At 52.5% G+C, this 18,372-nt stretch carries 19 protein-coding genes; 7 read left to right on the top strand and 12 right to left on the bottom strand.

The features are described 5' to 3' along the window. The first annotated feature begins 3 nt into the window (after positions 1 to 3). The 5 genes from ribD (at position 4) to pgpA (ending at position 3,656) form a co-directional block, all read left to right on the top strand. Complete coding sequence (ribD, locus tag ACJHYO_RS07140; protein WP_001150484.1) at positions 4 to 1,107, top strand: bifunctional diaminohydroxyphosphoribosylaminopyrimidine deaminase/5-amino-6-(5-phosphoribosylamino)uracil reductase RibD; 1,104 nt, start codon at positions 4 to 6, stop codon at positions 1,105 to 1,107. A gap of 88 nt (positions 1,108 to 1,195) precedes the next feature. Continuing rightward, on the top strand, positions 1,196 to 1,666 hold the full coding sequence (gene ribE, locus ACJHYO_RS07135) for a 6,7-dimethyl-8-ribityllumazine synthase (RefSeq protein WP_001021161.1): 471 nt from the start codon (positions 1,196 to 1,198) through the stop codon (positions 1,664 to 1,666). Positions 1,667 to 1,685: 19 nt separating this feature from the next. Then, a complete protein-coding gene (gene nusB / locus ACJHYO_RS07130) occupies positions 1,686 to 2,105 on the top strand; it encodes a transcription antitermination factor NusB (protein WP_000801125.1) in 420 nt (139 codons plus the stop codon). A gap of 77 nt (positions 2,106 to 2,182) precedes the next feature. After that, entirely contained in the window at positions 2,183 to 3,160 is a 978-nt protein-coding gene (gene thiL / locus ACJHYO_RS07125; RefSeq protein ID WP_000752121.1) for a thiamine-phosphate kinase, read from the top strand. Further along, the gene (gene pgpA, locus ACJHYO_RS07120) at positions 3,138 to 3,656 is read left to right on the top strand and encodes a phosphatidylglycerophosphatase A (RefSeq protein WP_000154049.1); all 519 of its coding nucleotides are present in this window, start codon (positions 3,138 to 3,140) and stop codon (positions 3,654 to 3,656) included. Before thiL ends, pgpA begins: the two co-directional genes overlap by 23 nt. 53 nt (positions 3,657 to 3,709) lie before the next feature. Here pgpA and yajO read toward each other — a convergent pair whose 3' ends face one another. Genes yajO through xseB form a run of 4 tightly spaced genes read right to left on the bottom strand, consistent with a single transcriptional unit; the run spans position 3,710 to position 7,767 of the window. Further along, a complete protein-coding gene (yajO, locus tag ACJHYO_RS07115) occupies positions 3,710 to 4,684 on the bottom strand; it encodes a 1-deoxyxylulose-5-phosphate synthase YajO (protein WP_001199804.1) in 975 nt (324 codons plus the stop codon). Positions 4,685 to 4,738: 54 nt separating this feature from the next. After that, positions 4,739 to 6,601, bottom strand: coding sequence for a 1-deoxy-D-xylulose-5-phosphate synthase (gene dxs / locus ACJHYO_RS07110; RefSeq protein ID WP_000006817.1), 1,863 nt, complete (start codon positions 6,599 to 6,601; stop codon positions 4,739 to 4,741). A 24-nt stretch (positions 6,602 to 6,625) separates the two neighbouring features. Then, positions 6,626 to 7,525: a (2E,6E)-farnesyl diphosphate synthase gene (gene ispA / locus ACJHYO_RS07105; protein WP_001764302.1), complete on the bottom strand. Its 900-nt coding sequence runs from the start codon at positions 7,523 to 7,525 to the stop codon at positions 6,626 to 6,628. Next, complete coding sequence (gene xseB, locus ACJHYO_RS07100) at positions 7,525 to 7,767, bottom strand: exodeoxyribonuclease VII small subunit (RefSeq protein WP_001124935.1); 243 nt, start codon at positions 7,765 to 7,767, stop codon at positions 7,525 to 7,527. The genes ispA and xseB overlap by 1 nt, the downstream gene beginning before the upstream one ends. A 205-nt stretch (positions 7,768 to 7,972) precedes the next feature. Between xseB and thiI the strand changes: the two genes are divergently transcribed. Next, on the top strand, positions 7,973 to 9,421 hold the full coding sequence (gene thiI, locus ACJHYO_RS07095) for a tRNA uracil 4-sulfurtransferase ThiI (protein WP_085455213.1): 1,449 nt from the start codon (positions 7,973 to 7,975) through the stop codon (positions 9,419 to 9,421). Between the two features lie 53 nt (positions 9,422 to 9,474). On the opposite strand, the gene yajL is transcribed toward thiI, so the two are convergent. Both yajL and panE read right to left on the bottom strand, forming a co-directional pair. Further along, a complete protein-coding gene (gene yajL / locus ACJHYO_RS07090; protein WP_001276309.1) occupies positions 9,475 to 10,065 on the bottom strand; it encodes a protein deglycase YajL in 591 nt (196 codons plus the stop codon). Next, entirely contained in the window at positions 10,028 to 10,939 is a 912-nt protein-coding gene (gene panE, locus ACJHYO_RS07085; RefSeq protein WP_000705834.1) for a 2-dehydropantoate 2-reductase, read from the bottom strand. The genes yajL and panE overlap by 38 nt, the downstream gene beginning before the upstream one ends. Before the next feature lie 167 nt (positions 10,940 to 11,106). Here panE and yajQ point away from each other — a divergent pair, with 167 nt between their 5' ends. Beyond that, complete coding sequence (gene yajQ / locus ACJHYO_RS07080; RefSeq protein WP_001138904.1) at positions 11,107 to 11,598, top strand: nucleotide binding protein YajQ; 492 nt, start codon at positions 11,107 to 11,109, stop codon at positions 11,596 to 11,598. Positions 11,599 to 11,725: 127 nt separating this feature from the next. Here the strand turns inward: yajQ and ACJHYO_RS07075 are convergent, their stop codons facing one another. The 6 genes from ACJHYO_RS07075 to cyoA all read right to left on the bottom strand — a co-directional run bounded on the left by ACJHYO_RS07075 (position 11,726) and on the right by cyoA (position 18,038). Further along, the gene (locus ACJHYO_RS07075) at positions 11,726 to 13,090 is read right to left on the bottom strand and encodes an MFS transporter (protein WP_001000968.1); all 1,365 of its coding nucleotides are present in this window, start codon (positions 13,088 to 13,090) and stop codon (positions 11,726 to 11,728) included. Positions 13,091 to 13,242: 152 nt separating this feature from the next. Further along, positions 13,243 to 14,133, bottom strand: coding sequence for a heme o synthase (cyoE, locus tag ACJHYO_RS07070; RefSeq protein ID WP_000576425.1), 891 nt, complete (start codon positions 14,131 to 14,133; stop codon positions 13,243 to 13,245). A gap of 11 nt (positions 14,134 to 14,144) precedes the next feature. Then, complete coding sequence (locus tag ACJHYO_RS07065) at positions 14,145 to 14,474, bottom strand: cytochrome o ubiquinol oxidase subunit IV (protein WP_000019796.1); 330 nt, start codon at positions 14,472 to 14,474, stop codon at positions 14,145 to 14,147. Next, the gene (locus tag ACJHYO_RS07060) at positions 14,474 to 15,088 is read right to left on the bottom strand and encodes a cytochrome o ubiquinol oxidase subunit III (protein WP_000179819.1); all 615 of its coding nucleotides are present in this window, start codon (positions 15,086 to 15,088) and stop codon (positions 14,474 to 14,476) included. Before ACJHYO_RS07060 ends, ACJHYO_RS07065 begins: the two co-directional genes overlap by 1 nt. After that, a complete protein-coding gene (gene cyoB, locus ACJHYO_RS07055) occupies positions 15,078 to 17,069 on the bottom strand; it encodes a cytochrome o ubiquinol oxidase subunit I (RefSeq protein ID WP_000467180.1) in 1,992 nt (663 codons plus the stop codon). The genes ACJHYO_RS07060 and cyoB overlap by 11 nt, the downstream gene beginning before the upstream one ends. A 21-nt stretch (positions 17,070 to 17,090) precedes the next feature. Then, positions 17,091 to 18,038 (bottom strand): cytochrome o ubiquinol oxidase subunit II, encoded by a 948-nt coding sequence (gene cyoA / locus ACJHYO_RS07050; protein WP_001239434.1) that lies wholly within the window; start codon positions 18,036 to 18,038, stop codon positions 17,091 to 17,093. Positions 18,039 to 18,372 lie beyond the last annotated feature (334 nt).

Here is an 18,372-nt window from a genome sequence, read left to right as displayed (position 1 = left end):
GCCGTGCAGGACGAGTATTACATGGCGCGGGCGCTAAAGCTGGCGCAACGAGGACGTTTTACCACGCATCCCAACCCGAATGTCGGGTGCGTCATTGTCAAAGATGGCGAAATTGTCGGTGAAGGTTACCATCAACGCGCGGGTGAACCTCATGCCGAGGTACACGCGTTGCGCATGGCCGGCGAAAAAGCCAAAGGCGCAACGGCGTATGTCACACTCGAACCCTGTAGCCATCATGGTCGTACGCCACCGTGTTGTGATGCATTAGTTGCTGCGGGCGTGGCGCGCGTGGTTGCTGCAATGCAAGACCCCAATCCGCAGGTCGCTGGACGTGGACTTTACCGTCTGCAACAGGCTGGCATTGACGTCAGCCACGGGCTGATGATGAGTGAAGCTGAGCAATTGAATAAAGGCTTTCTCAAGCGGATGCGCACCGGCTTTCCTTATATTCAGTTAAAACTTGGCGCATCGCTTGATGGTCGCACGGCGATGGCGAGTGGCGAAAGCCAGTGGATCACTTCACCTCAGGCGCGACGCGACGTACAACGACTGCGCGCGCAAAGTCATGCCATTTTAACCAGCAGCGCCACGGTGCTGGCGGATGATCCAGCCTTAACAGTGCGTTGGTCTGAACTGGATGAACAAACTCAGGCGCTCTATCCGCAACAAAATCTCCGTCAGCCGATACGTATTGTGATTGATAGCCAAAATCGCGTGACGCCGGAACATCGCATTGTGCAGCAGCCCGGCGAAACCTGGTTCGCGCGTACGCAGGATGATTCTCGTGAGTGGCCGGAAACGGTGCGTACCTTGCTGATTCCAGAGCATAAAGGTCATCTGGATCTGGTTGTACTGATGATGCAACTGGGTAAACAGCAAATTAACAGCATCTGGGTGGAAGCGGGGCCAACGCTCGCTGGCGCATTGCTACAGGCGGGTTTAGTCGATGAGCTGATTGTCTATATCGCACCTAAACTATTAGGCAACGACGCCCGTGGATTATGCACGCTGCCAGGGCTTGAGAAATTAGCCGACGCTCCCCAATTTAAATTCAAAGAGATACGTCATGTAGGCCCGGATGTTTGCCTGCATTTAGTGGGTGCATGATCTCCCGGCTCGAAAGGGAAGCAGCGCACGAAATATTATGCTAAAATCCGCCCCCCTGCGGGGCCATACTCGAACCCGAAGGAAGAAAATGAACATTATTGAAGCTAACGTTGCTACCCCGGACGCTCGCGTCGCCATCACCATCGCGCGTTTCAACAACTTTATCAATGACAGCCTGCTGGAAGGTGCAATTGACGCACTGAAACGTATCGGTCAGGTAAAAGATGAAAACATTACCGTTGTTTGGGTGCCTGGTGCCTATGAGCTGCCGCTGGCGGCGGGTGCACTGGCTAAAACCGGTAAATACGACGCGGTGATTGCGCTGGGTACGGTTATTCGTGGTGGCACTGCCCACTTTGAATATGTCGCTGGTGGTGCAAGCAACGGCCTGGCGCATGTTGCCCAGGACAGCGAAATTCCGGTTGCTTTTGGGGTTCTGACCACTGAAAGCATTGAACAAGCGATCGAACGTGCTGGCACCAAAGCTGGCAACAAAGGTGCAGAAGCTGCACTGACCGCGCTTGAAATGATTAATGTATTGAAAGCCATCAAGGCCTAAAATTAGTAAGGGGAAATCCGTGAAACCTGCTGCTCGTCGCCGCGCTCGTGAGTGTGCCGTCCAGGCGCTCTACTCCTGGCAGTTGTCCCAGAACGACATCGCTGATGTTGAATACCAGTTCCTGGCTGAACAGGATGTAAAAGACGTTGACGTCCTGTACTTCCGTGAGCTGCTGGCCGGGGTGGCGACTAACACCGCATACCTCGACGGACTGATGAAGCCGTACCTGTCCCGTCTGCTGGAAGAACTGGGCCAGGTAGAAAAAGCAGTACTGCGCATTGCGCTGTACGAGCTGTCTAAACGTAGCGATGTGCCATACAAAGTGGCCATTAACGAAGCGATCGAACTGGCGAAATCGTTCGGCGCAGAAGACAGCCATAAGTTCGTCAACGGCGTACTCGATAAAGCAGCACCTGTGATTCGCCCTAACAAAAAGTAATATCCAGGCCGGTAGATTCACGGAAGACCGTTCCATGATCGCCGGCCTTTTCTTTTTTACCTGCTGAGGCATAACGTATGGCATGTGGCGAGTTCTCCCTGATTGCCCGTTATTTTGACCGTGTAAGAAGTTCTCGTCTTGATGTCGAACTGGGCATCGGCGACGATTGCGCTCTTCTCAATATCCCCGAGAAACAGACCCTGGCGATCAGCACTGATACGCTGGTGGCGGGCAACCACTTCCTCCCTGATATCGATCCTGCTGATCTGGCTTATAAAGCACTGGCGGTGAACCTAAGCGATCTGGCAGCGATGGGGGCCGATCCGGCCTGGCTGACGTTGGCATTAACCTTACCGGACGTAGACGAAGCGTGGCTTGAGTCCTTCAGCAACAGCTTGTTTGATCTTCTCAATTATTACGATATGCAACTCATTGGCGGCGATACCACGCGTGGGCCATTATCAATGACGTTGGGTATCCACGGCTTTGTTCCGATGGGACGAGCCTTAACGCGCTCTGGGGCGAAACCGGGTGACTGGATCTATGTGACCGGTACACCGGGCGATAGCGCTGCCGGGCTGGCGATTTTGCAAAACCGTTTGCAGGTTGCCGATGCTAAAGATGCGGACTACTTGATCAAACGTCATCTCCGTCCGTCGCCGCGTATTTTACAGGGGCAGGCACTGCGCGATCTGGCAAATTCAGCTATCGATCTCTCTGACGGTCTGATTTCCGATCTCGGGCATATCGTGAAAGCCAGCGACTGCGGCGCACGTATTGACCTGGCATTGCTGCCGTTTTCTGATGCGCTTTCTCGCCATGTTGAACCGGAACAGGCGCTGCGCTGGGCGCTCTCTGGCGGTGAAGATTATGAGTTGTGTTTCACGGTGCCGGAACTGAACCGTGGCGCGCTGGATGTGGCTCTCGGACACCTGGGCGTACCGTTTACCTGTATCGGGCAAATGACCGCCGATATCGAAGGGCTTTGTTTTATTCGTGACGGCGAACCTGTCACGTTAGACTGGAAAGGATATGACCATTTTGCCACGCCATAAAGATGTCGCGAAAAGTCGCCTGAAAATGAGTAATCCGTGGCATCTGCTTGCTGTCGGATTCGGAAGTGGATTAAGCCCGATCGTTCCTGGCACGATGGGGTCGCTGGCGGCGATTCCCTTCTGGTATCTGATGACTTTTTTGCCCTGGCAGCTCTATTCGCTGGTGGTAATGCTGGGGATCTGTATCGGCGTCTATCTTTGTCATCAAACGGCGAAAGACATGGGCGTGCACGATCACGGCAGTATTGTCTGGGACGAATTTATTGGTATGTGGATTACGCTCATGGCGCTGCCGACCAATGACTGGCAGTGGGTTACCGCCGGATTTGTGATTTTCCGTATTCTGGATATGTGGAAGCCGTGGCCGATCCGCTGGTTTGATCGCAATGTACATGGCGGCATGGGGATCATGATTGACGATATTGTCGCCGGGGTGATCTCCGCTGGCATCCTGTACTTTATTGGACATCACTGGCCGCTGGGTATTCTGTCGTAGTTGTGCACCGATGCCTGATGTGACGCTTGTCACGTCTCATCAGGCCTGCATACCTATTTAAATCCTACGACCGGATGCGGTTTATACGGCGTTTCCAGCTCGGCGATCTGTTCCGGCTTCAAGGTGATATCCACCGCGTTTAGCAGTTCATCAAGCTGTTCCTCCCGAGAAGTTCCGATAATCGGTGCGGCAATGCCCGGTTTACTCAACAACCAGGCCAGCGCAACTTGTGCTCGCGTTGCACCAAGTTCTTCACTGACGCCCGTTAAGCGTTCTGCAATTTGTGCGTCATTTTCATCGCTTTCTTGGTAGAGATTTTTCCCTACTTCATCCGACACCAGCCGTGCGGTGGTTTCTCCCCAAGGACGCGTCAGACGGCCCCGCGCCAGCGGGCTCCATGGAATCACCGCCACGCCTTCCTGATAACACAGCGGCAGCATCTCGCGCTCTTCTTCACGATAAATCAGATTGTAGTGATCCTGCATACTGACAAACTGCGCCCAGCCGTGCTGTTTTTGTAGTTCCAGTGCCTGAGCAAACTGCGAAGCGTGCATGGATGACGCGCCGATATAACGCGCTTTCCCGGCTTTTACCACGTCGTTCAGGGCTTCCAGCGTCTCTTCGATCGGCGTGTTGTAATCCCAGCGATGAATTTGCAGGATATCGACATAATCCATGCCGAGACGGCGCAGGCTGTCGTCGATAGAGCGCAAAATTTGTGCACGGGATAATCCTTCCGGTAAATCACCAACGCGATGGAACACTTTGGTCGCAACGACCACGTCTTCACGACGGGCGAAATCCCGCAGTGCGCGACCGACGATCTCTTCGCTGCTGCCATCGGAATAGCTATTGGCGGTGTCAAAGAAATTTATGCCGCCTTCCAGCGCACGTTTAATGATGGGACGGCTGCTCTCTTCCGGCAGTGTCCATGCGTGATTACCGCGATCTGGCTCGCCAAAGGTCATACAGCCGAGGCAAAGTCGGGAAACACGAAGGTCGGTTTTTCCTAAGGGGTTGTATTGCATGCTGCCACTCCTGCCATGAATAATTTCTTAAGCATAGCAGGAGTAGAGTAGGGATTATGCCAGCCAGGCTTTGATTTTGGCTTCCATACCGGTGGCATCGAGGCTGAGTTCGGCGCGCATTTCTTCCTGAGTTCCTTGTGGAATAAAGAAGTCCGGCAGACCAATGTTCAGCACGGGTACTGGTTTACGATGGGCCATCAGCACTTCGTTCACGCCGCTGCCTGCACCACCCATAATGGCGTTTTCTTCTACGGTAACCAGCGCTTCATGGCTGGCGGCCATTTCCAGAATTAACGCTTCATCAAGCGGTTTCACGAAACGCATATCGACCAGCGTAGCGTTCAGCGATTCAGCGACTTTCGCCGCTTCTGGCATCAGCGTACCAAAGTTAAGGATCGCCAGTTTCTCACCACGACGCTTCACAATGCCTTTGCCAATTGGCAGTTTTTCCAGTGGCGTCAGTTCCACGCCAACTGCGTTGCCGCGCGGGTAGCGCACCGCGGACGGGCCATCGTTATAGTGATAGCCGGTATAGAGCATCTGGCGACATTCGTTTTCATCGCTCGGGGTCATAATGACCATTTCCGGTATGCAGCGCAGGTAAGAGAGATCAAAAGCGCCCTGGTGGGTTTGACCGTCAGCACCAACAATGCCCGCACGGTCGATGGCGAACAGGACCGGAAGCTTTTGAATCGCCACGTCATGCAGCACCTGATCATAGGCGCGTTGCAGGAAGGTGGAGTAGATCGCAACAATGGGTTTGTAGCCTCCAATCGCCAGACCCGCAGCAAAGGTCACTGCGTGTTGCTCGGCAATTGCCACGTCGAAGTAGCGATCCGGGAATTTACGTGAAAACTCGACCATGCCGGAACCTTCACGCATCGCCGGAGTAATCGCCATCAGCTTGTTATCTTTCGCTGCGGTTTCGCACAACCAGTCGCCAAAGATTTTTGAATAGCTTGGCAAACCGCCGCTACTTTTCGGCAGACAACCGCTGGAGGGATCAAATTTAGGCACGGCGTGGAAGGTGATTGGGTCTTTTTCTGCCGGTTCATAACCACGACCTTTTTTGGTCATGATATGCAGGAACTGCGGGCCTTTCAGGTCGCGCATGTTCTTAAGCGTGGTGATAAGCCCCAGCACATCGTGACCGTCCACCGGGCCGATGTAGTTAAAGCCCAGCTCTTCAAACAACGTGCCAGGCACTACCATGCCTTTAATATGTTCTTCGGTACGTTTGAGCAGCTCTTTAATGGGTGGCACGCCAGAGAAAACTTTTTTTCCGCCTTCGCGCAGTGAAGAGTAAAGCTTACCGGAAAGCAGCTGCGCCAGATGGTTGTTGAGCGCGCCAACATTTTCGGAAATCGACATTTCATTGTCGTTGAGAACCACCAGCATATCAGGACGGATATCGCCCGCGTGATTCATCGCTTCAAACGCCATGCCAGCAGTAATCGCGCCATCGCCAATGACACAGACGGTGCGGCGATTTTTGCCTTCTTTCTCGGCAGCAACTGCGATCCCAATTCCGGCACTGATGGAGGTTGATGAATGCCCGACGCTTAATACGTCATATTCGCTTTCGCCGCGCCACGGGAACGGGTGCAGGCCACCTTTCTGACGGATGGTGCCGATTTTGTCGCGGCGCCCGGTCAAAATTTTATGCGGATAAGCCTGATGCCCCACATCCCAGATTAACTGGTCAAACGGGGTATTGTAGACATAGTGCAGCGCCACGGTCAGTTCGACCGTGCCCAGCCCGGAGGCGAAGTGCCCGCTGGAACGGCTCACGCTGTCGAGTAAATAGCGGCGCAGTTCGTCGCAGAGTTTCGGTAAACTCTCTTTCGGCAACAGTCGTAACTCCTGGGTGGAGTCGACCAGTGCCAGGGTCGGGTATTTGGCAATATCAAAACTCATCAGGGGCCTATTAATACTTATTGTTTATTTATTACGCTGGATGATGTAGTCCGCTAGCGCTTCCAGTGCCGAGGTATCGAGTGACTGTTCAGTCAGTTGTTTCAGCGACTGACGGGCATCGTCGATCAGATCCCGGGCTTTCTTCCGGGCTTGCTCAAGACCCAGAAGTGCAGGGTAGGTACTTTTACCAAGTTGCTGGTCGGCACCCTGGCGTTTTCCCAACGTTGCAGTATCTCCCACCACATCCAGGATGTCATCCTGAACCTGGAAGGCAAGGCCGATGCTCTCTGCGTACTTGTCGAGTACTGGCAGAGCACGACGTCCTTTATCTCCGGCGCTTAATGCACCAAGGCGAACGGCGGCGCGAATCAATGCGCCGGTTTTATGACGATGAATACGCTCAAGCGCGTCCAGAGGTATGTGTTTGCCTTCAGCGTCTAAATCTAATGCCTGACCACCGCACATTCCGGCAATACCGCTGGCGCTCGCCAGCTCAGAAATCATCGAAATTCTGTCGCGATCTGACACTTCCGGCATATCGGCATCGCTTAGAATCGAGAACGCCAGCGTTTGTAAAGCGTCACCAGCGAGAATCGCGTTTGCTTCGCCAAACTTCACATGGCAGGTCGGCAAACCGCGACGCAGATCGTCATCATCCATCGCCGGTAAATCATCATGAATTAATGAGTAAGCGTGGATACACTCTACGGCGGCAGCGGGTGCGTCCAGTGTGTTTGTGCTAACGCCGAACATATGACCAGTGGCATAAACCAGGAAAGGTCGCAGGCGCTTACCACCTAATAATGCGCCATACTGCATGGTTTCGACCACGGGAGTGTTCTGAAAGGGCAGTGGGGCGATAAAACGGCTCAGCGCCTGGTTGGCCTGCTTAACGCAGGCTTCGAGTTGCTGCGGAAAGTCCATTACTCATTGTCCGGTGTAAAAGGGGTTAGAGAGGCGTCTTCATTGTCAGACAGCAGAATTTGTACGCGCTGTTCGGCTTGTTGTAATTTGGCCTGCCCCTGACGTGCCAGCTGCACGCCGCGTTCGAACTCGTTCAGCGCCTCTTCCAGCGGCAGGTCGCCACTTTCCAGACGGGTTACAATCTGTTCCAGCTCGCTCAGCGCCTTTTCAAAGCTGGCGGGCGCCTCATTTTTCTTCGGCATAATGAATGTCTGACTCTCAATATTTTTCGCCCCGTCATGGTAACGGACTCAGGGCAAATAGCAAATAACGCGCAATGGTAAGGTGATGTGCGCAGCAAAGCGATGTTAGTGGTATACTTCCGCGCCTGGATGCAGCCGCAGGTGTGGGCTGCTGTATTTTTCCCTATACAAGTCGCTTAAGGCTTGCCAACGAACCATTGCCGCCATGAAGTTTATCATTAAATTGTTCCCGGAAATCACCATCAAAAGCCAATCTGTGCGCTTGCGCTTTATAAAAATCCTTACCGGGAACATTCGTAACGTTTTAAAGCACTATGATGAGACGCTCGCTGTCGTCCGCCACTGGGATAACATCGAAGTTCGCGCAAAAGATGAAAACCAGCGTCTGGCTATTCGCGACGCCCTGACCCGTATTCCGGGTATCCACCATATTCTCGAAGTCGAAGACGTGCCGTTTACAGACATGCACGATATTTTCGAGAAAGCGTTGGTTCAATATCGCGATCAGCTGGAAGGCAAAACCTTCTGCGTACGCGTGAAGCGCCGCGGCAAACATGATTTTAGCTCGATTGATGTGGAACGTTACGTCGGCGGCGGTTTAAATCAGCATATTGAATCCGCGCGCGTGAAGCTGACCAATCCGGAAGTGACTGTCCATCTGGAAGTGGAAGACGATCGTCTGCTGCTGATTAAAGGCCGCTACGAAGGTATTGGCGGTTTCCCGATCGGCACCCAGGAAGATGTGTTGTCGCTCATTTCCGGTGGTTTCGACTCCGGTGTTTCCAGTTATATGTTGATGCGTCGCGGCTGCCGCGTGCATTACTGCTTCTTTAATCTCGGCGGCGTGGCGCATGAAATTGGTGTTCGTCAGGTGGCGCATTATCTGTGGAACCGTTTTGGTAGCTCCCACCGCGTGCGTTTTGTCGCCATTAACTTTGAGCCGGTCGTCGGTGAAATTCTCGAGAAAATCGACGACGGTCAGATGGGCGTTATCCTCAAACGTATGATGGTGCGTGCCGCGTCCAAAGTGGCAGAACGTTACGGCGTACAGGCGCTGGTTACCGGTGAAGCGCTCGGCCAGGTGTCCAGCCAGACGCTGACCAACCTGCGCCTGATTGATAACGTCTCCGATACGCTGATCCTGCGTCCGCTGATCTCTTACGACAAAGAGCACATCATCAACCTGGCTCGCCAGATTGGCACCGAAGACTTTGCCCGCACGATGCCGGAATATTGCGGCGTGATTTCCAAAAGCCCGACGGTGAAAGCGGTTAAATCGAAGATTGAAGCGGAAGAAGAGAAGTTCGACTTCAGCATTCTCGATAAAGTGGTGGAGGAAGCGAATAACGTTGATATCCGCGAAATCGCCCAGCAGACCGAGCAGGAAGTGGTGGAAGTGGAAACCGTCAATGGCTTCGGCCCGAACGACGTGATCCTCGATATCCGTTCTATCGATGAACAGGAAGATAAGCCACTGAAAGTCGAAGGGATTGATGTGGTTTCTCTGCCGTTCTATAAACTGAGCACCAAATTTGGCGATCTCGACCAGAGCAAAACCTGGCTGTTGTGGTGTGAGCGCGGGGTGATGAGCCGCCTGCAGGCGCTCTATCTGCGCGAGCAGGGTTTTAACAATGTGAAGGTGTATCGCCCGTAATATGTGGTTGTAACGTCGCATCTGGTCAGATGCGACGTTTACCGCATCCGACACTACTCGTAATAATTATAAATCCCTGCCGCCATCACCAGTTGTGATGCCACTTCATGGGCTTTCTCGCGCCCAACCAGCAGGTCGATAATTTTCAGACCAAAGTCGATAGCTGTACCTGGCCCCTGGCTGGTCAGCAATTTTACCCGTGCATCCCAGACGACGCGCTTGTCCTGCCATTGTTCGGCGGGTATTTTGTCTTTCAGCGTCGGGAAGCCGGTCATATTGCCAATCGGGAAGATATCGTGCGGGACCAGCACGGTGGCTGGCGCGGCGCAAATAGCCGCGACGATACGCCCGGAACGGTGGAACTGTTTAACGGTTTCAACCAGCAGGGTGCTATCGCGAAAACACTCTGCGCCTTTGATGCCACCAGGCAGCACAATCACGTCATATTCGCCATCAGCCACTTCAACCAGCGGTGCATCCGCCAGCAGCTTCACGCCGCGCGAGCAGGTAATCGCCAGGTTACCATCGCTGGCGACGCTGGCAGTGGTGACTTTGATACCGCCGCGAACCAAGAGGTCGATAGTGGTGACGGCTTCAGTCTCTTCACTACCAGGGGCGAGGCAAACCAGTGCCGATGCGCTCATATTCACTCTCCTTTCTTTTTACCATTTCAAACAGGCGGGTGTTTTCCGGTACGGCAATCCCATGCGCGCGGGCGCGGCGTAAGAGAAAACCATTGATATAGTCGATTTCGGTGTGGCGCAGCGCGCGGATATCCTGCAACATCGACGAGATATTTTCCGCTGTGGCATCAATCACCTGCATCACGTAATCACGCAAATCTTCTGCTGAAGTATGATGCCCTTCGCGTTCGATCACTGCCGCGACTTCTTCGCATATCTGCATAATTTCTTGTTGATGATGGCGTAGTTCACCATTCGGGCAATTCAAGATGGCGGTCAGTGGATTAATCACACAGTTGACTGCCAGCTTGCGCCACAGCTCGGCGCGAATATTGTTATGCCAGGCGACGTCAGGTAACACGGTTTGCAAAATATCCGCCAGATAACTGTAATCGCCGTCCTGTTGCCGTGCCGGACCAATATGCGTGATACCGTTTGCCACATGAATAATGACATTTCCGTCGCGGCGAGCTGCATGGGTGGTGGTGCCCATCAGTAATGGCTGCTGAATGTTTTGCAACTCTTCGATGGTGCCCATGCCGTTGTGAATTAACAGTATTGGCGTGGTTACAGGCAGTGTGGACGCGAGGCTTTTGACGGCATCGGAAACCTGCCATGCTTTCAGCGTCACCAGGAGCAGATCGCTGGTGGCGAGAAAATCGGGATCGTTGGCGGTCAGCGATTCGTTAAATATCGAACCATCTGTCTCAACCAGATTCACACTACAATAAGGTTGCGGTACGCGCAGCCAGCCCTGAACGTCGTGACCCTGTTTACAAAGTGCTGTAAGCCATAATTGCCCTAAGGCACCGCATCCCAATACGGTAATTTTCATTGTTCCTCCTCACCCGCAACCACTCCGGGTGTTCAATAAGGCTATCCCTTAATTGTGCATGCTGTTGCGACTATGCACAATTAAGGGATACGTCCTGGTGCAGGACTGTTGGTTATTTAACTTTGCAGGTATTATGCTTCGCATCAAAAATGAAGGGAGAGGAAAAGATGCCATCTTTCGATATTGTCTCTGAAGTTGATCTTCAGGAAGCACGTAACGCGGTCGATAACGCGAGCCGCGAAGTGGAGTCCCGTTTTGACTTCCGTAACGTTGAAGCCTCATTTGAGCTGAATGACGCCAGCAAAACCATCAAAGTGTTGAGCGAGTCCGACTTCCAGGTCAATCAGTTGCTGGATATTCTGCGTGCCAAGTTGCTGAAGCGCGGCATTGAAGGCAGTTCACTGGATGTACCGGAAAATATCGTTCATAGCGGTAAAACCTGGTTTGTGGAAGCGAAACTGAAACAGGGCATTGAGAGCGCGACTCAGAAGAAAATCGTCAAAATGATCAAAGACAGCAAACTGAAAGTGCAGGCGCAAATTCAGGGCGATGAGATCCGTGTGACGGGCAAATCTCGTGATGATTTACAGGCTGTCATGGCGATGGTACGTGGTGGCGATCTCGGTCAGCCGTTCCAGTTCAAAAACTTCCGCGATTAATCGCGACAACCTGCGCTTTGTTCATGTCAGATGCGGCATGAACGCCTGATTCGGCCTACAAAGGTTTGTAACTCAGGAACTTAGTAGGCCTGATAAGCGTAGCGCAGCAGGCAATTTCGCCTCGCTTTTATGCCTGGCGAATTGCCTGTTCAACCTCAAAGCGATTCGTCACTTTGCTGTCGATTTTCACATAAGCTGAATGTTCTTCTTCTGCAATCAACACTTCTTTGATGCCTTCAGTTTCCAGCAAACGCACTTTTAACGCCTCGTTTGCGGCAATGTTCGCCGGGATTTCAATGCGCAAGCTGCTGACATACGGCGGTTCTTTCATGGTACTGGCGACTGCCAGCCACACTGCGGCCAGCATTGCGCCAGCGAGAAATACGCCCTGACCGTCAAACATGCCGTCAATCCAGCCGCCCAGCGAACCGCCAATCGCCACGCCAAGAAACTGGCTGGTGGAGTAAACACCCATCGCCGTACCTTTGTAACCTGCTGGCGATTCTTTACTGATAAGTGAAGGCAGAAGGGCTTCCATCAAATTAAACGCCACAAAGAAAAGCTGCACGCCGACCACCAGTTGCCAGAACTGCGTTTGTGCGTTCCACAACACAATTTCCGCAACCACGATCAACCCGACGCAGAAGACAAAGACTTGCTTCATTTTGCGCTTAACTTCAGCGTAGATAATGAAAGGCACGACCGAGCCAAAGGCGATTAACATCGTTGCCAGGTAGACCTTCCAGTGTTCAGCCGCCGGTAACCCCGCATCAGCCATCTGTCCGGGCAGGGCAACAAAGGTCGACATCAGCAAAATATGCAGACACATAATGCCAAAGTTGAGTTTCAGCAGCCGCGGTTCCGCCAGCACTTTACTGAAACTGCCTTTCACCATTCCGGACTCACGATTAAGTACGTGAGTGCTACTGTTGGGCACAACCCAAATGGTCAACGCAATGCCGGTTGTTGCCAGAATAGCGATCATCCAGAACAGCGCGTGCAGCCCAAGTTTGTGAGTGATGATCGGGCCAAGCACCATCGCAATGGCAAAGGTAATGCCAAAGCTCACGCCGATAAACGCCATCGCTTTGGTGCGGTTTTGTTCGCGCGTGAGATCGGAAAGCAGCGCCATAACGGCAGCGGCAATCGCACCGGAGCCTTGTAGCGCCCGGCCCAGAATAATTCCCCAGATGGAGTCAGAGAGCGCAGCGATAACGCTACCGGCGGCAAACACCGCCAGCCCACCGACAATTAATGGTTTGCGACCAATGCGGTCTGAAAGCAGGCCAAACGGAATCTGAAAAACGGCCTGAGTCAGACCATAAATACCAATGGCAATACCGATTAATGCTTCGCTGGCACCTTGCAGAGCCATGCCGTACGTGGTCAGAACCGGCAGAACCATGAACATGCCCAGCATGCGTAATGAAAATACGGTCCCTAAACCCCAGGTCGCGCGCCGCTCACCTGGCGTCATTTTATAATCGTTCATTACCACCTCTGTTTTAAATTCGCGACTAGTGTAAAGCGGCAAACGAATGGGGTAAACATGCGGATTTTTTAGTAAATATTTCGAGAGGGATATGATTCTAATGCTAAGAAAGAAAAAAGGTGCCGTAGCACCTTTTTAACTGAGAGGTTGTGTTACCACACAGCAGCCAGCAGCGTATGCGAGTCCGGCACCATAAAATCAACGGACATCATCACCGAGAGGGCAGTGATGGCGATGATAGAGAAACCGAACAGCTTGCGCGCCCAGATTCTGTCATCAGCAACTTTATAGCCGCGCAGAGCCATGCCTAACCACCAGACGCTCACCGCAGCGGCGACCACCAGATATTTATACCCAGCGTAGCCGCCAAGAGAGAGCATCAGCGTGGCAACGGCAAAGGCGATGATATACAGCGTGATGTGATTCTTCGCCACCGAAATGCCTTTCACCACCGGCAGTACCGGAATGTTTGCCGCCTGATAATCCTTAAAGCGGAAAATGGCTATGGCATAAGAGTGAGGCATCTGCCACAGGCTGAAGATAGCCAGCAGGATCGCTGCGCCGCTATCGAACTCGCCGGTTACCGCACAGTAACCGATCACCGGCGGCGCAGCGCCGGAGAGCGAACCAATCAATGTGCCGTAGACAGAATGACGTTTCATGTACAGGCTATAAACGCCGACATAAACCACAAAGCCCATCACCCCCAGCCAGCAGGCCAGCGGATTCGCGCCAAACCACAGCAGCATAAAGCCAGCAATACCCAGCAAGGTGGCGTACACCAGCGAGACAGCAGGAGAGATCAGGCCTTTAACCAGCACCCGATTCTTCGTCCTTTCCATCTTTCTGTCGATATCCCTGTCGATGTAGTTGTTAAACACACAACCCGACGCCACAACCAGTGACACCCCAACCAGCGTGTAGATAAACAGGGGATAATCAATGCTGCCCTTTGAGGCCAACAGGAATCCCCCAATCACCGAGATCAGGTTGCCAAAGATGATGCCTGGTTTCGTTACTTGCAGGTATTGCTTAAATATCATAACCGCCGCTCTTAGTGCATCATCATGTTGTAGTTGAGGTTCCACATAATCCAAATGGAGCCCACAACCAGGATAGCGATGATTAGCACGGTGAAGACAAATGCCGTCATATTCCAGCCTTCATCTGATTTGGTATTCATGTGCAGGAAGCACACCAGATGCACCAGAATCTGTACCACTGCCATTGCCAGGATTGTTCCCAGAATTACGGCCGGAGAGGCAGCCCCTGTCATCACCATCCAGAACGGAATTACCGTCAGGATTATCGACAGGATAAAGCCTGTCATGTAGGTCTTTACGCTGCCATGGGATGCGCCGCTGCTTGCGTTAGAATGACTCATTACATCGCCCCCATCAGATAAACAACAGTGAACACACAGATCCAAACCACATCCAGGAAGTGCCAGAACAGGCTCAGGCACATGATGCGGGTACGGTTAGTGCTGGTCAGGCCGCGACGGGCGATTTGCACCATCAGCACCGCCATCCAGATAAGACCGGAAGTGACGTGCAGACCGTGCGTGCCGACCAGCGCAAAGAATGCTGACAGGAAGCCGCTGCGATCCGGACCCATGCCGTTAACAATCAGGTGATGGAATTCATAGATTTCCATCCCGATAAATCCGGCACCAAACAACCATGTCAACGCCAGCCAGGAGATCACCTGGCTTTTGTTGTTTTTGTACATGGCGATAGCCGCCATGCCGTAGGTGATGGAGCTGAACAACAGCAAGAAAGTTTCAACCAGAACGAACGGCAGTTCGAAAATGTCCTTACCTGTCGGCCCACCTGCGGTGCCGTTCACCAGAACGGCATAGGTAGCAAACAAGATAGAGAACAGAATGCAGTCGCTCATCAGGTAGATCCAAAATCCGAAGATTTTGGTTCCGCCTGCATCGTGGTGCCCGTGTTCGTGCGCGTGGGCAGTCGCGTGCGTCAAAGTATCAGTTGCCATTTTTCAGCCCTGCCTTAGTAATCTCATCGAAATGCTGGTTTTCCAGTTTTTCGATTTCTGCCACCGGCACGTAGTAATCCACGTCCTCGTCGAAGCTTTTCACGATCCAGGTGATGATCATGCCTGCGAAGCCAACAATCGCCAGCCACCAGATATGCCAGATCATGGCGAAACCGAAGATGGTGGAGAAAGCCGCAATGACGATACCGGCACCGCTGTTTTTCGGCATATGAATTTCTTCATAGTGGTCAGGCTTTTTGTACGCTTCGCCTTTCTCTTTCATTTCCCAGAATGCATCACGTTCGTGAACGTGCGGCACAACGGCAAAGTTATAGAACGGAGGCGGGGAAGAGGTTGCCCACTCCAGCGTACGGCCACCCCACGGGTCGCCAGTCAGGTCACGGTTCTGGTCGCGGTCACGAATAGAAACGTACATCTGAATAACGAGGCAGAGAATACCCAGCGCAATCAGTACCGCACCGCTGGCTGCAATCATCAGCATGGTGTGGAACTGCGGGTCAATCTGCTGGCTCAAACGACGGGTCATGCCCATGAAGCCCAGCGCATACAGTGGCATAAAGGCAACGAAGAAGCCGATGATCCAGAACCAGAACGCGCGTTTACCCCAGGTTTCGTTCAGTTTGAAACCGAACGCTTTAGGCCACCAGTAGGTCATCCCTGCGAAGCAGCCGAAGACCACGCCGCCGATGATCACGTTATGGAAGTGCGCAATCAGGAACAGGCTGTTATGCAGAACGAAGTCCGCGCCCGGTACTGCCAGCAGCACGCCAGTCATCCCGCCCACCGAGAAGGTGACGATAAAACCGATGGTCCACAGCATCGCAGAATGGAACACGATGCGGCCCTGATACATGGTGAACAGCCAGTTGAAGATCTTCACCCCGGTCGGGATGGCGATAATCATCGTGGTGATACCAAAGAAGGCGTTTACGTTCGCGCCCGCACCCATCGTAAAGAAGTGGTGCAGCCAGACGATGAACGACAGCACGGTGATACAGACGGTTGCCCATACCAGCGAGGTATAACCAAACAGACGTTTACGCGAGAAGGTTGCCGCAATTTCGGAGAACACACCGAATACAGGCAGGATCAAGATGTAAACTTCCGGGTGGCCCCAGGCCCAAATCAGGTTGATATACATCATCATGTTGCCACCCATATCGTTGGTAAAGAAATGGGTGCCCAGATAGCGATCCAGGGTCAACAACGCGACGGTAACCGTCAGAATTGGGAAGGAAGCAATAATCAGTACGTTTGCGCACAGTGATGCCCAGGTAAATACTGGCATCTTGAACATGGTCATGCCCGGTGCGCGCATCTTTAGAATGGTAACGAAGAAGTTGATACCGGTAAGCGTCGTACCTATACCGGATAGCTGGAGACTCCATATCCAGTAATCGACACCGACTCCCGGACTGTACTCTATTCCCGATAGCGGTGGATAGGCCAGCCAGCCGGTCTGCGCAAATTCGCCCACGCCGAGAGAAACGTTAACCAGAATCACACCAACAACGGTAAACCAGAAGCTTAAGTTGTTGAGGAACGGGAACGCAACGTCACGCGCGCCGATCTGCAGCGGAACCACCAGGTTCATCAGACCGATAACGAAAGGCATCGCCACGAAGAAGATCATAATCACGCCGTGCGCGGTGAAGATCTGATCGTAGTGGTGAGGTGGCAGGAAGCCCGCTTCGCCCGCCGAGGCAAGAGCCTGCTGGCTACGCATCATAATGGCGTCAGCAAAACCACGCAGCAACATCACAATCGCCACGATGATATACATGATACCGAGACGTTTATGGTCAACGGAGGTCAGCCACTCTTTCCACAGGTAGGTCCACTTACCGAAGTAAGTGATCAGGCCAACGAGCGCCAGACCTCCCAAAATAATGCCAGCGATCGTAACCATGACGATAGGTTCATGGAACGGGACTGCATCAAGTGATAATTTTCCGAACATCTTTATTCTTCCTCAACCCCTTTAATGGGCGGATTCCGCGTGGCTCATGTCCATGCCTTCCATACCTTCATGTGCGCTGTGCTCACCTTCTGGCTGGGTCATGTCCATGCTCTTACCGTGAGCCATAAACTTGTTAATCACATCGGCAAACAAGTCTGGTTTCACGTTGGAGAAATATTCCACCTGGTTGTATTCGCTAGGCGCGGCCAGTTTTTCGAACGCTGCCATGTCAGACATGCTGTTCGGCGACTGTTTCGCTTTTGCGACCCACTGGTCGAATGCGGCGCGATCCGGTGTTGCAATAGCTTTGAACTTCATGCCTGAGAAGCCCGGGCCGCTGTAGCTGGCGGAGATACCGTCATAAGTACCGGGTTCGTTGGCGATCAGATGCAGGCGAGTCTGCATACCGGCCATGGCATAAATCTGGCTACCCAGACGCGGAATGAAGAAGGAGTTCATCACGGAGTTGGAGGTCACTTTGAAGTACACCGGAGTGTTCGCCGGGAAAGCGATTTCATTCACGGTTGCAATGCCCTGTTCCGGGTAGATGAAGAACCATTTCCAGTCCATGGAAACCACTTCGATGGTAATGGGCTTCTCGTCGTGTGCCAGCGGCTTGCTAGGCTCAAGAGCGTGAGTGGTTTTCCAGGTCAGTACCGCAAGGAAGATGATGATTAAGATAGGTACCGTCCAGACCACAGCTTCCACTTTATTGGAGTGTGACCAGTTCGGGCTGTACTTAGCATCTTTATTGCTCGCACGGTACTTCCAGGCGAAACCAACAGCCATCAAGATTGCGGGAATAACGACAATCAACATCAGGCCAAATGCCGTCAGTATCAGTGAACGTTGCTCCAGACCAATCTGTCCTTTGGGATCTAACAGCGCAGAATTACAGCCACTGAGCAATACAGTGCCTGCAAATAATGACAACCATCCCAAACTTTTATTGTATTTCCTGAGTCTCATTTAACGACCTCAATTCCACGGGATCTGGTGGCGTTTAAAGTGTGTGGGCATTTTACGGGAAGGTTACATTACTGTAAACATGATTAAATTCCTGTTACTTGGATTTGGCTGTCAGGTCACATATGTTGCAAAACATATCAAGTTGATTTTAAGAAGCTGTTGCAAAAGGGCGTTATAACGAAAGGGGAGTGCAGAAGGAGTTTGGGTGGGCAATTGGTATAATCAATATAAAATAAAACAATTATTTAACAAATAATTATCATTGAGGTGACAACTGGGTGGTGAGAAAATAAGGACTCATTAGCTGAATCGTGTAAGAAAAATAGAATTCATA

Origin of the sequence: Escherichia sp. WS1118 (assembly GCF_046487695.1) — a bacterium.
In the GTDB taxonomy this organism is placed as follows: Bacteria; Pseudomonadota; Gammaproteobacteria; order Enterobacterales; family Enterobacteriaceae; genus Escherichia; species Escherichia coli.
This window is presented reverse-complemented; position numbering and strand designations above follow the sequence as displayed.